Raw genomic sequence first — 13,219 nt, 5'->3', positions numbered from 1 at the left:
GTGGGTTACGCTTCGCTAACCCACCCTACGAGAGCTAAGCCAGCCGCCACTCCGGCACGCCGTCGGCCGTCATCGTGATCTCGCCCAGCGAGTCCACCGGCGTGCGATCCATATCCAGCAGATGCGCCAGCGTCGCGCCGTCGCTCGCCGGAATCCGCGCCAGCGTCCGGCGGTCATCCGCCGTGCGCAGCATGACCACACCGTGCTCGACGTCGCCGCCGCGGCCGTAGAGCACGGTAAAGCTCTCGACCTTGCCTTTGCCGCTCACCTCGGCGACGAACTCCGGTACCGCGCGCTTGTTGCGGTCGGCGACGGCCTGCACACTCGTCTCCTGCGCCAGCGCCTCGCGCGGCGGCGTCTTCGACACCACCAGCGCGTGGTGCTTGGTGACGAAGCCGCCCTGGCCGTAGAGCAGGCCGAGCTTAGCGCCATCGCGCAGGCGCCGCACCATCGCGCAGGCCGCATGCGTCATGTAGGTGTTGAGCGGGGCGCCGAAGAAAGTGAGCCCGCCGGTCACCGTCGGCTGCACATCGGGTCCGAGCCCCAATGTCCGCCGCGCCATCTTGGGCACGCAGGGAAAGCAGCTGTAGAGCTCGATCGCCTCGAACTTTCTGCCGTCGCCGCCGGCGAGATCCATCACGGCCTTCAAGACGGCATTCTGCGGATGGCTCTCATAAAACTGGTCGCGCAGCAGATAGTCGCGCGGCTCCTCCGCCGAGGCGCCACCCAGCGGATACACCAGTCTGTCCTCCGCGATCCCGGCCGCCCGCGCCTTGGCAAGGCTGGTGAGCAGCAGCGCGCCGCCCATGTTGACGCTGGGATTGGCGACCATCAGCTTGTTGTAGGGCCACGCGATCAGCCGGTTGTCCGCGGTCGGCGTCGTGATCTCGTCAGGCGCATAGCGCCGCTTCAGCCAGGCATTCGGGTTTTGCGCGGCCGCCTCCGAGTAGCGCGACCAGAGCGTGCCCGACTCGGCCATCGCCTCGCTCGGTGTCTGGCCCCAATGCGCGGACGAGGCCGCTTCGTAGAACGGATAGACGGTCACGGGCCGGAACACGCCGAGCTTGACGGCGAGCGGTTTCTGGAACGCCGCACCGCGCTTCGGCTCCTCGACATCATGGGCGAACGGCGTCCACGGCAGCTTTGTCCCAGTGCGCTCCGCCTTGGTCGCCGTCGATTGCGCCTCCGCGCCGCACACCGCGGCGACGCTGCATTCGCCGCGCGCGATGCGCTTTGCGGCCTCGTGGATATAGCGGATCGGGCTCTCGCCGCCGACCGGGCCGTAATAGCAGTGTGAAGGCGCAATGCCGAGGCGCTGCGCCAGAAGCTTTTCCGGATCGCGGTAGCGCCAGCTCAGGAAGTTGACGACGTCGAGCGACTGCACCTCGCCGAGCAGCCTTGCGCCGGCATCCTGCTCGGCGCGCCGCAGCGCCTGCTCCAGCAGGTCGAGCGGCTCGAGGCCCTCGGTGATGTCCTTGGGCCGGTCGATGATCTCGCCGATGCCGACGATGACGGGGATGCGGTCTGGGGGAAGGGTGGACTTGTCTGTCATGGCCTCAATTCACGATATTAGCTGTCGTCATTGCGAGCGAAGCGAAGCAATCCAGACTGTCTCCGCGGAAAGATTCTGGATTGCTTCGCTTCCGCTCGCAATGACGGCGCAGGCAACTACTCCGCCATCAGCGCATTCATGTGCTCGACGGCCTCCGCAAACTCTTCCTTGAACTCCTGCACCACCGCGCCTGCCGACTTCACGCTGTCGATCAGCCCGACGCCCTGGCCCACAAAGTAGCTGACGAGATCGCGCGCTTTGGCGTTGCCGGCCGCGGCCGCGCGGTCGATCGAATTGAAGGCGTCGCGGCTGATGATGCTCTGAAGCGGCATCGGCAGCGCGCCCGGGCTCTCCGGTGCACGGTCCCAGGCATCGGTCCAGACCGAGCGGAGCTGCCGCGCCGGCTTTCCGGTGCGGCCCTTGGAGCGGATCGCGTCGCGCGAGGAGGCCGCGATCATCTTCTCGCGAAAGATCTCCGTGGTCTCGGCCTCGACGGTCGCCAGCCACACCGAGCCGGTCCAGGCGCCGGCCGCGCCCATCGCCATGCAGGCCGCCATTTGCCGTCCCGTCATGATGCCGCCGGCCGCCAACACCGGCACGTCGCGGATCTTCTTGATCGCCTTGATCACCTCCGGCACCAGCACCATGGTCGAGACCTCGCCGCAATGGCCGCCGGCTTCGGTGCCTTGCACCACGAGGATGTCGACGCCGGCCGCGACCTGGCGCAGCGCGTGCTCCTTGGCGCCGACGAGGGCCGCAACCGGCACGCCGTGGGTCCTGCCCATCTCGATCATCGCTTTCGGCGGCACGCCCAGCGCATTGGCGATCAGGCGGATCGGATGGCGAAAGGAGACCTCGAGCAGCTCCAGCGCCGTCCTGGCGTCGAACGGTTGCGGCTGGTTGTCGGCAACGCTGGTCGCGGTCAGCTCGATGTCGTATTTCTTCAGCAGATCGCGCGTGTAGTCGCGGTGCGCCTGCGGCACGCGCGCCTCCAGGCTTTTCCAGGTGACGTCCTTCTCGCCCGCGGTCGAGATGTTTTCGGGGATCAGCACGTCGACGCCGTAAGGCTTGCCGTCGATGTGCGCGTCGATCCATGTCAGCTCGCGTTCGAGAGTCTCCGGCGTGTGGGCGGTGGCGCCGAGCACGCCAAAGCCGCCGGCGCGGCTGACGGCGGCGACGACGTCGCGGCAATGGCTGAAGGCGAGCAGCGGGAACTCGATGCCCAGCATGTCGCAGATCGGCGATTTCATGGCTCTCTCCCGGCAGCGGCTTTCGCGTTGCTGTTGTTGCTTTGTTGCTTCCTTGGGCGAAGGCCGTTCGACGCTAGCCCATCGCCACCCGCGATGCCAAGCCGGATTTGGCTGCGCATCTTGCGTGCAGGCGTCACGCGGCGGCCATTCCGTCGCGCAAAATAAGCAGAGCAGCAGATGCCGATAAGCCTCTTGCGCTTTCGCGAGGTCGAGAGAATGCTGCTCACAACAACAGAAAACGACCAGGGAGTGTCAACCGATGTCGCCAGCGCAATCGAGCCCGGGTCAAACCGCGGAAGCCTGTGACGTGGTCGTCGTCGGCGCGGGCTTTGCCGGCATGTACATGCTGCATCGCCTGCGCGGGCTCGGTTTCTCGGCGCGCGTCTATGAGCAGGGCAGTGGCGTCGGCGGCACCTGGTACTGGAATCGCTATCCCGGCGCGCGCTGCGACGTCGAGAGCATGCAGTACTCCTACTCGTTCTCGGAAGAGCTCCAGCAGGAATGGGACTGGAGCGAGCGCTACGCGCCGCAAGCAGAGATCTTGAAATACGCCAACCACGTCGCCGACCGTTTCGATCTGCGCCGCGACATCCGGTTCGACACCCGCGTCGAGCGCGCCGCGTTCGACGAACGCACCAACACCTGGTCGGTGACGACCTCCGACGGCAAGACAGTCGAAGCCAAATTCGTCGTGCTCGCCACCGGCTGCCTGTCGAACGCGCGCAAGCTCGACATCAGGGGTCTCGAGAATTTCGAAGGCCCTGTCTACCACACCGGCAACTGGCCGCATGAGCCGGTCGACTTCACGGGCCTGCGCGTTGGCCTGATCGGCACCGGATCGTCCGGCATCCAGTCGGCGCCCATCATTGCCGAGCAGGCAAAGCATCTCACCGTCTTCCAGCGCACCGCGAACTTTTCGGTCCCCGCCCGCAATGCCGTGCTGACCGAGGAGGAGCGCGAGGCGTTCCGCAAGAACTATCCGGAAGTCCGGCGCTTCGCCCGCGAAGTCGCGCGCAACGGCATCTATGCCGAGCCGCCCGATCGCGGCGCGCTCGACGATGGCGACGACATCAGGCATGGCAAATATTCGGCGCGCTGGGAGCGCGGCGGTCTCACCTTCATGTATGTCTACAACAATCTCGGTCTCGACCGCACCGCGAACGACACCGCGGCAAACTTCGTGCGCGGCAAGATCGCCGAGATCGTCAAAAACCCTGATACCGCAAAGCTGCTCCAGCCGGACAGCCATCCGATCGGCACCAAGCGCATCTGCATCGACACCGATTACTTCGCGACCTTCAACCGGCCGAATGTCTCATTGGTCGATATCAAGACCAATCCGATCGAGGAGATCACTGCGAACGCCGTGCGTGTCGCAGGCACCGATCACGAGGTCGACGCGCTGGTGCTGGCGACGGGCTTCGACGCCATGACCGGATCGGTCGCCAGGATCGACATTCGCGGCCGCAACGGGCAGACGCTGAACCAGAAATGGGCCGAAGGCCCCAAGACCTATCTCGGCCTGATGAGCGCCGGCTTTCCCAACCTCTTCATCATCACCGGGCCCGGCAGCCCGTCGGTGCTGTCGAACATGATCGTGTCGATCGAGCAGCATGTCGACTGGATCGCCGATGGCCTCGCCCATATGCGCAAGCACGGGCTTGCGACGATGGAGGCGGGCCGCGAGGCCGAGGAGAAATGGGTTGCCCATGTCAACGAGGTCGCCCACGGCACGCTCTATCCGCAGGCCAATTCCTGGTACATGGGTGCCAACATCCCCGGCAAGCCGCGCATCTTCATGCCGTATATCGGCGGCGTCGGCGTCTATCGGCGGATTTGCGACGAGGTTGCGGCGAAGGGATACGAGGGGTTCGTGATGGAAGCCGTAACGCAGCCGCGCAGGATGGTGACGCGCTAGCTCGCCGGCGCGGCCGACCCCAGTCCGGAAACATCCGGAAACAATCCGGTGTGCGGGCGCTCAACATTTCGGCGTATCGATCCGGCGAACTGTAATTGTTCGGTAAGCCACCTCCACTACAACGAACGCGCGCAGGCGCGGAATGACTATCTGGAATGGAGAGTGCGATGGCTTGGTTCAACAACATGTCTGTTGGGCGCAAGCTGCTGCTCACATTTTCGGCGGTCGTGCTGCTGGTGGTCGTGCTCGGCGGCTTCGCGCTGAAATCGCTGTCCGACCTGCACGGCGCGGCGCGCGAACTGTCCGGCAACTGGCTTCCGAGCGTCGACAAGGCGAGGGGCCTGCAATACCAGATCGCCCGTATCAGGACCAACCAGCTCTCCGTGCTGATGGCCAAGGAGGGCGATCGCGAGGAGATCCGCCAGACCCTGCGCAAGATCGAGCAGGCCGTGACCGACAGCCTCAAATCCTACGAGGCGTTCGTCACCTCGCCGGAGGAGCAGGCGGCGCTGAAGCGCCTAAGCGGGCACTACGCCACCTTCCTGGAGTCGGACAAGGCTCTGGACATGCTGGGCAGCAATCCCGAGGGTGCCCGCGAAAGCTTCTTCGCGGGCAGAAACCAGTTTCGTGAGCTGCTCGAGGACGCCGACAAGCTGGTGAAGGTCAACACCGACGGCGCCGGCCGTTCCGTCGCCACGGCGGAATGGACCTACGACAACGCCCGCGCTGTCATCGGGGTCGTGCTGCTGGTCACGATGGCACTCGCGGCCGCGGCCGGCTTCGTGCTGCGTTCGGCCATCGGCAAGCCGCTGCTCGCGCTGGACAAGGCGATGGGGCGGCTCGCCCAGAACGACACCACGACCGAGGTGCCGGCCACGGCGCGGCGCGACGAGGTCGGCGCCATGGCCCGCGCGGTGCTTGTCTTCAAGGAGGGCATGATCGCCGCCGATCAGATGCGCGCGCGTCAGGAAGAGGAGCGGCAGGCGAAGGAGCGGCATGCCGCCTACATCATGGGGCTGGCGCAGGCGTTCGACGCGGCGGCAAGCTCCGCCATCGGCGGTGTGGCCGATGCCGCGGGCCGCATGCAGGCAACCGCAGGCGGCCTGTCGTCGACCGTCGGCCAGACCGGCGAGCAGGCCATGACGGTGGCTGCGGCCGCGCAGCAGGCCTCGGCCAACGTGCAGACGGTTGCCTCCGCCGCCGAGGAGCTGACGTCCTCGATCCACGAGATTTCCCGGCAGGTTGCGCTCGCCTCGCAGGTCAGCCACAAGGCAGTGGATCAGGCCAACCGCACCAACGATATCGTCGGCGGCCTGCAGCAGGCGGCGCGCCGCATCGGCGAGGTCATCGACCTGATCAACCAGATCGCCAGCCAGACCAACCTGCTCGCGCTGAATGCGACCATCGAGGCCGCGCGGGCCGGCGATGCCGGCCGTGGCTTTGCCGTCGTCGCCAATGAGGTCAAGAGCCTGGCGGCCCAGACCTCGCGGGCGACCGACGAGATCGGCCAGCAGATCGCTTCGGTGCAGCAGGCGACCGCGCAGGCGGTCGACGCGATCACCGCGATCGGCAGCACCATCCAGGAGATCAGCCAGATCTCCACCACGGTCGCCTCCGCGGTGGAAGAGCAGGGCGCGGCAACGCAGGCCATCGCCCGCAGCGCCGAGCAGGCCTCCGCCGGCACCGGCACGGTGACCCGGAACATCGAAGGGGTGAGCCAGTCGGCGCGATCCGGCGGCGGCGCCGCGCAGGAGATGCTGTCCGCGGCCACGTCGCTGTCGCGCGAGGCCGATCAGATGCGCTCGCTGGTCCAGGACTTCCTCGGCAAGGTCAAGGCTGCATGACAATGGCCTGAGGCCCGCGCCGGACGCAGAGCCGGCAGGGCTTGTCATCGGCCATTCCCGGGCTAATTAATGCAGGCGCATCTTTCCGCCGGAGCCCCCCGCATGACCGACGCCCCCACCTACGTGCCGCCCAAAGTCTGGACCTGGAACAAGGAGAATGGCGGGCAGTTCGCCAGCATCAACCGCCCGATCGCCGGCCCCACCCACGACAAGGAGCTGCCGGTCGGCAAGCATCCCTTCCAGCTCTATTCGCTGGCGACGCCGAACGGGGTGAAGGTCACGGTGATGCTGGAGGAGCTTCTGGCGCTCGGCCACAAGGGTGCCGAATACGACGCCTGGCTGATCAGGATCGGCAACGGCGACCAGTTCGGCAGCGGTTTTGTCGACATCAACCCCAACTCGAAAATCCCGGCCCTGATGGACCGCTCCGGCCCCGAGCCGATCCGGGTGTTCGAATCCGGCTCGATCCTGTTCTACCTTGCCGAGAAGTTCGGCGCCTTCCTGCCGAAGGACATCAAGACCCGCACCGAAGCCATGTCCTGGCTGTTCTGGCAGATGGGCAGCGCGCCCTATCTCGGTGGCGGCTTCGGCCATTTCTACGCCTATGCGCCGAGCAAGATCGAATACGCCATCGACCGCTTCGCGATGGAGACCAAGCGCCAGCTCGACGTGCTCGACCGGCGGCTCGCCGACAACGAATATCTCGCCGGCAGCGAGTACAGCATCGCCGACATCGCGGTGTGGCCCTGGTACGGCGCGCTCGCCAAGGGGCTGGTCTATGGCGCCGGCGAATTTTTGTCGGTGCAGGACTACAAGAACGTGCAGCGCTGGACCGACCAGATCGCCAAGCGTCCCGCCGTCAAGCGCGGCCGCATGGTCAACCGCGTTTCCGGCGATCCCGCCAGCCAGCTCCATGAGCGCCACGACGCCAGCGATTTCGAGACAAGGACGCAGGACAAGCTCGCACCTGCGACGTAGGTGCGTAGGGTGGATTAGCCGAAGGCGTAATCCACCATCTCGTTGCAAGAATTCGGCGGATTACGCTTGCGCTAATCCGCCCTACGATTTCTTCGCTCCCCCCGCCGCCGGAAACACCACACGATCGTCGGTGCGGCAGTATCGGTCGGCGAACATGCGGCCGATCGGGTGATAGCGGTCCATATGCACCCGCATCGCCTTGGGGTCCCACAGCTCATCGCGGATGTAGAAGTGGATGCCTTCGCCCATGATGAGCTGGCGGTCGCCGTTGACGTCGATCGTCTTCCAGGTCCTGCACTCCATCGCCCAGGGCGTGTCGGCAAGCCGCGGCACGGCGACCATCTTCGACGGCGCGAGCCTCAAGCCGAGATAGCCGGGCTCGCCGATCTCGGGCGGAAAGTCGCCGCTGCTCTCGTGCATCGCGCGCGCCAGCGGCTCGTCGGCGATGTTGACCACGAATTCGCCGGTCCGCTGGATGTTTGCGAGCGTGTCCTTCTCCTCGCCGTTCGGCTTCCGGTTCACTGCGATCATGCACAGCGGCGGATCCTCGCAGAACACGTTGAAGAAGCTGAACGGCGCCGCGTTGACCACCCCGCTCGGGCCGACCGACGTCACCCACGCGATCGGCCGTGGCAGCACGAACGATGTCAGCACCTTGTAGCGCTCGCGCGGCGTCAGCTCGCTGGCGGTGTAGTCCATGGATGCTCCGTTGCTTTCTTCGCCTCTCCCCGCCTGCGGGGAGAGGCCGACGCGCGGAACGCGCGGCGGGTGAGGGGGACTCTCCGCGAGTCCACTGTCACCGTCCTTGTGGAGACTCCCCCTCACCCTGACCCTCTCCCCGCAAGCGGGAAGAGGGGAAACAGAAGAAGTCACGCCATGCTCAGCTCGTGCCGCCCGACCACCATCCAGTGCACCTCGTCCGGACCGTCCGCAAAGCGCAAATGTCGCACGTCCTGATACATCTCCGCGAGCGGGGTCCAGTGCGAGATGCCGGTGGCGCCGTGCATCTGGATCGCCTGGTCGATGATCTTGCAGGCGCGCTCGGGCACCATGGCCTTGACCATGGAGACCCAGACCCGGGCCTCCTTGTTGCCGAGCACGTCCATCGCCTTGGCGGCCTTCAGCACCATCAGCCGCATCGCCTCGATCTCGCAGCGCGCTTGCGCGATGATCTGCATGTTGCCGCCAAGATGAGCGATCTTCTTGCCGAAGGCTTCGCGGGTCAGCCCACGCTGCACCATCAGATCGAGCGCCTTCTCGGCCTTGCCGATGGTGCGCATGCAGTGATGGATGCGGCCGGGGCCGAGGCGGAGCTGCGAGATCTCGAAGCCGCGGCCCTCGCCCAGCAGGATGTTCTCCTTCGGCACCCGCACATTGTTGAAGCGCATGTGCATGTGGCCGCGCGGCGCGTGGTCCTGGCCGAACACGTACATGGGTCCGAGCACCTCGACGCCGGGCGTGTCGCGCGGCACCAGGATCTGCGACTGCTGCTTGCTCGGCGCCGCGTCCGGATTGGTCTTCACCATCACGATGAGGATCTTGCAGCGGGGATCGCCAAGGCCGGAGATGTAGTACTTCTCGCCGTTGATGACCCATTCGTCGCCGACGAGTTTTGCCGAGGTCGAGATGTTCTTGGCGTCGGACGAGGCGACGTTCGGCTCGGTCATGACATAGGCCGAGCGGATTTCGCCGTTGAGCAGCGGCTTCAGCCACTTCTCCTTCTGCTCCTTGGTGCCGACGCGCTCCAGCACCTCCATGTTGCCGGTATCGGGCGCCGAGCAGTTCATGCTCTCGGAGGCGAGCGGGCTCTTGCCGAGCTCGGAGGCGATATAGGCGTAGTCGAGGTTCTTCAGGCCCTGGCCGGTCTCGTCATCGGGCAGGAAGAAGTTCCAGAGGCCTTCCTGCTTGGCCTTGTTCTTGGCCTTCTCCAGCACCTCGAGTTGCTTCGGGGTAAAGCTCCAGCGGTCTTCCTTGCTCTCGCCGGCCTTGGCGAACTCGATCGACATCGGCTCGACGGTGTCGCGGATGAACTTCTTGACGTGATCGTAGAGCGGCCGGACCTGGTCCGACATGCGCAGGTCATTGAGCTCGTCGCCGGGATTGAGGGTATAGTTGGTGGTGCGGGGAATGTAGGTGTGTTTCATTGTTCCTCCCGTTTCATTTGATGCGTGCTGGCGGCGAGAATAGTCGCAGCGCGACCAAAGCGCGAGCGCGCATTTTTTCAGGCGAGCCATGCCATGCGATGGAATATCGCGAGAGCGTTTGAAATGTTGTTTGAACGGTGCCGAAGGTTCGGTGTGCCCGCGCGGCAATCTCCGCTGTCATCGCCCGCCTTGTGCGCACTTGCGCACTGGGGCGGGCGATCCAGTACTCCGTGACGGATGTGATTGAATCGAGAAGCCGCGGCGTACTGGATGCCCCGGTCAAGCCGGGGCATGACGCCGGTGGTTGCGGCTAGATCACGCCGCCATCCGATGCATCGCGCAGATCTTGTTGCCGTCGAGGTCGCGCAAATAAGCGATATAGAGCTTATTCCCCGCGCCCTCGCGGATGCCGGGCGGATTCTCGATCGGCGTTCCGCCGGCGGCGACACCGGCGGCGTGCCACTTGTCGACCTGCTCAGGCGAGTTGGCGGCGAAGCCGATGGTGCCGCCATTCGCGCATGTTGCCGGCTCGCCGTTGATCGGCTTCGTCACCGAGAACACGCCGGTCTTGGTGATGTAGAAGATGCGGTGGCCGTCGACCCTGGCCGGCCGCACCTCGAGCGTGCCGAGCAGCTGGTCGTAGAACGCCTTGGCCTTGTCGAGGTCGTTGGTGCCGATCATGATGTGTGAAAACATTTGCCCTTGCCCTCAGAGTTTGTAGCCCGGATGGAGCGTCGCGAAATCCGGGGTCTTTGCCTCAAGTTACGCCGGTCCCGGATTACGCTTCGCTCCATCCGGGCTACGTAAGAAATCAGAACGCGGTATAGCCGCCGTCGATCACGAACGTATCCGCCGTGTGATAGGACGACGCCTTGCTCATCAGGTACACCGCGATGCCGCCGAAATCACCGGCTTCGCCGAAACGCCGCATCGGTATCCGCGGCATCACATTGGCGACGAATTTGTCGTTGGCCATGAGGCCGGCGGTCATGTCGCTCTTGATCCAGCCGGGCAGGATGGCGTTGGCGGTGACGCCGTGGCGCGCCAGCTCGACGCCGAGCGCGCGCACCAGCGCGTTGATCGCGGCCTTGGTCGCGGCATAATGCTCGTTGCGCGCGGTGCCGAAGATCGAGGCGAGGCTCGAGGTCGCGACCAGCCGGCCGAAGGGATCGCCGGCATTGGCGCGGTCGGTCATGTGCCTGGCCGCGGCCTGGAACGCGTGAAACACGCCGTCGAGATTGGTCGCAAACATCAAACGCCATTCCTCTTCGGTGCGTTCGATGAATGAGCGCCGGCCGCCGCCGCCGATGCCGGCATTGGCAAAGCAGCCGTYGACGCGGCCGAACATGTCGAGCGTTGCCTTCATCGCGGCGTCGACCGAAGCCGGATCGGTGACGTCGCAGATTCGGGTATCGACCTTGCCGGAGAGGCCCGCCATGCTCGCGGCAGCAGCCTTGTTCTTGTCAGGATTGCGGCCCCAGATCGAGACGTTGCAGCCCTGGCCGGCGAGCGCCTGCGCGATGCCGAGCCCGATACCGCCATTGCCGCCGGTGATCACGGCGACGCGGCCCGAGAGGTCGAAGAGGTTCATGGCGCGTTTCCCGTTTATTGGCATGAGGCGCATCAGCCGCTGCGCGCAAGATTGCTTGCTATGCTGCGATCACCATGGACAAGACCGCGCCAAAAATCAAATATGCGCCCCGGCAAAAACCAATTCCGGTCTGCGAAACTGAGGCCGGCCGCAACCGACGAGGAAACCATGCAGTTCAAACACGTCACGCTCGATTTCGATGGTTCGGTCGCGATCCTCAAGCTCGACCATCAGGAGGTGATGAACGCGGTCTCCATGGACATGCTGGGCGGCCTGGCTGACGCGCTCGATGCGATCGAGGAGAAGAAGGACGAGGTGCGCTGCGTCGTGCTGACAGGCGCGGGCCGCGCGTTCTGCACCGGCGCGAATCTGCAGGGCCGCAACAATCAGTCGAAGAAGACCAAGGCCGGCCTGACGCTCGAGACCGGCTTTCATCCTTTCCTGCGCCGCATCCGCAATCTGCACTGCCCGATCGTCACCGCGGTCAACGGCCCCGCCGCGGGCGCGGGCATGAGCTTCGCGCTACTCGGCGACATGATTTTATGCGCGCGATCCTCTTACTTTCTCCAGGCCTTCCGCCGCATCGGCCTCGTGCCGGATTGCGGCTCGACCTGGCTCTTGCCGCGCCTCGTCGGCCGGGCACGCTCGCTCGAATTGTCGTTGATGGGCGAGCGCCTGCCGGCCGAGAAGGCCCTGGAATGGGGCCTCGTCAACCGCGTCTACGATGACGGCTTGCTGATGGAGGAGGCGATGAAGCTTGCGCGTGATCTCGCGAGCGGCCCGACGGTGGCGCTGTCGCTGATCCGCAAGCTCTACTGGGACAGTACCGAAAACTCGTTCGAGGACCAACTCAATCTCGAGTTCCAGAGCCAGCTCCGTGCCGGCGATACGCAGGATTTTCGCGAGGGGGTCGGTGCGTTCCTCGAGAAGCGGCCGGCGCAGTTCAAGGGCAAATGATCGAGGCGGAGCTTTCGCGCAGCGTCGTACGCTGGTGCCCGGGAGCGACCGGCGCGACCGGCGCCGCAAAGCTGTCGGGCGGCGCCAGTCAGGAAACCTGGCGATTCGACATCGTGCACCCCGACGGGCCGATCGGCGCGATCCTGCGCCGTTCGCCCAAGGGCTATGGCGCAGCGCCGACGCGCGCGGCGGGCCTCGACGCCGAAGCGCAATTGATGCAGCTTGCCTATGAGGCCGGCGTACCGTCGCCGCGCGTCATGCATGTGCTGACGGCTGACGAGGATCTTGGCACCGGCTTCATCATGCAGCGGGTGGAAGGCGAGACCATCGCCCGCAAGATTCTTCGCGATGACGCGTTCGCGGCGGCGCGGCCGCTTCTCGCGCGGCAGATCGGCGGCGTGCTGGCCGGCCTGCACAGGCTGCCGCTGGCGAAACTGCCCGAGCTTCGCCGCATGACCGCGACGAAGGAGATCGGCGAATTCGAGCGCGACTATCGCAGCCTGAACTGGCCCAAGCCGGTGTTCGAGCTGGCGCTGCGCTGGCTGCGCGACCATGATCCTGGCCCATCCGCCGAGGAAACGCTGGTGCATGGCGATTTCCGCAACGGCAATCTCATCATCGGTGCCGATGGCGTGCGCGCGGTGCTTGACTGGGAGCTCGCCCATCTCGGCGACCCCATGGAGGATCTCGGCTGGGTCTGCGTCAACTCCTGGCGGTTCGGCGAGATCGACAAGCCCGTCGGCGGTTTTGGCTCGCGCGAGGAGTTGTTCGCCGGTTACGAAGCGGCAGGCCGAAAAGTCGATCCCGCGCGCGTCAAATTCTGGGAAGTAATGGGCACGCTACGCTGGGGCATCATGTGCGGCGGCATGATGCAGCGCTTTCGCGAGGGCCCGGATCATTCCATGGAGCGCGCCATGATCGGCCGCCGCGCTTCCGAAACCGAGATCGATCTGCTGCGGCTGCTCGCGCCGCGGGGGAGGTGACA

The 13,219-nt window shown here is 65.5% G+C and carries 11 protein-coding genes; 5 read left to right on the top strand and 6 right to left on the bottom strand.

All coding sequences use genetic code 11. The features are described from left to right. Nucleotides 1–34 precede the first annotated feature (34 nt). Both ACXJMY_RS10395 and ACXJMY_RS10390 read right to left on the bottom strand, forming a co-directional pair. Nucleotides 35–1,552 (bottom strand): acetyl-CoA acetyltransferase, encoded by a 1,518-nt coding sequence (locus ACXJMY_RS10395; protein ID WP_456619229.1) that lies wholly within the window; start codon nucleotides 1,550–1,552, stop codon nucleotides 35–37. 116 nt (nucleotides 1,553–1,668) lie between these two features. Next, a complete protein-coding gene (locus tag ACXJMY_RS10390) occupies nucleotides 1,669–2,802 on the bottom strand; it encodes a nitronate monooxygenase (RefSeq protein ID WP_456619228.1) in 1,134 nt (377 codons plus the stop codon). 259 nt (nucleotides 2,803–3,061) lie between these two features. Between ACXJMY_RS10390 and ACXJMY_RS10385 the strand changes: the two genes are divergently transcribed. The 3 genes from ACXJMY_RS10385 (at nucleotide 3,062) to yghU (ending at nucleotide 7,542) form a co-directional block, all read left to right on the top strand. Continuing rightward, nucleotides 3,062–4,720: a flavin-containing monooxygenase gene (locus ACXJMY_RS10385; protein ID WP_456619227.1), complete on the top strand. Its 1,659-nt coding sequence runs from the start codon at nucleotides 3,062–3,064 to the stop codon at nucleotides 4,718–4,720. A 167-nt stretch (nucleotides 4,721–4,887) separates the two neighbouring features. Next, entirely contained in the window at nucleotides 4,888–6,564 is a 1,677-nt protein-coding gene (locus ACXJMY_RS10380) for a methyl-accepting chemotaxis protein (protein WP_456619226.1), read from the top strand. Between the two features lie 102 nt (nucleotides 6,565–6,666). Beyond that, complete coding sequence (gene yghU / locus ACXJMY_RS10375; RefSeq protein WP_456619225.1) at nucleotides 6,667–7,542, top strand: glutathione-dependent disulfide-bond oxidoreductase; 876 nt, start codon at nucleotides 6,667–6,669, stop codon at nucleotides 7,540–7,542. Nucleotides 7,543–7,623: 81 nt separating this feature from the next. Here the strand turns inward: yghU and ACXJMY_RS10370 are convergent, their stop codons facing one another. From ACXJMY_RS10370 to ACXJMY_RS10355, 4 genes are all read right to left on the bottom strand, one after another. Beyond that, a complete protein-coding gene (locus tag ACXJMY_RS10370; RefSeq protein ID WP_456619224.1) occupies nucleotides 7,624–8,241 on the bottom strand; it encodes a flavin reductase family protein in 618 nt (205 codons plus the stop codon). Between the two features lie 170 nt (nucleotides 8,242–8,411). Beyond that, on the bottom strand, nucleotides 8,412–9,686 hold the full coding sequence (locus ACXJMY_RS10365) for an acyl-CoA dehydrogenase family protein (RefSeq protein ID WP_456619223.1): 1,275 nt from the start codon (nucleotides 9,684–9,686) through the stop codon (nucleotides 8,412–8,414). A 315-nt stretch (nucleotides 9,687–10,001) separates the two neighbouring features. After that, the gene (locus ACXJMY_RS10360) at nucleotides 10,002–10,382 is read right to left on the bottom strand and encodes a VOC family protein (RefSeq protein WP_456619222.1); all 381 of its coding nucleotides are present in this window, start codon (nucleotides 10,380–10,382) and stop codon (nucleotides 10,002–10,004) included. A gap of 115 nt (nucleotides 10,383–10,497) precedes the next feature. Then, complete coding sequence (locus ACXJMY_RS10355) at nucleotides 10,498–11,277, bottom strand: SDR family NAD(P)-dependent oxidoreductase (RefSeq protein WP_456619221.1); 780 nt, start codon at nucleotides 11,275–11,277, stop codon at nucleotides 10,498–10,500. A 168-nt stretch (nucleotides 11,278–11,445) separates the two neighbouring features. On the opposite strand from ACXJMY_RS10355, the gene ACXJMY_RS10350 reads away from it, so the two are divergent. Both ACXJMY_RS10350 and ACXJMY_RS10345 read left to right on the top strand, forming a co-directional pair. Continuing rightward, nucleotides 11,446–12,234, top strand: coding sequence for an enoyl-CoA hydratase/isomerase (locus tag ACXJMY_RS10350; RefSeq protein ID WP_456619220.1), 789 nt, complete (start codon nucleotides 11,446–11,448; stop codon nucleotides 12,232–12,234). Beyond that, nucleotides 12,231–13,217, top strand: a complete 987-nt coding sequence (locus ACXJMY_RS10345) for a phosphotransferase family protein (protein WP_456619219.1) — start codon at nucleotides 12,231–12,233, stop codon at nucleotides 13,215–13,217. The genes ACXJMY_RS10350 and ACXJMY_RS10345 overlap by 4 nt, the downstream gene beginning before the upstream one ends. Nucleotides 13,218–13,219 lie beyond the last annotated feature (2 nt).

Source organism: Bradyrhizobium sp. P5_C12, from assembly GCF_054049735.1.
This window is presented reverse-complemented; position numbering and strand designations above follow the sequence as displayed.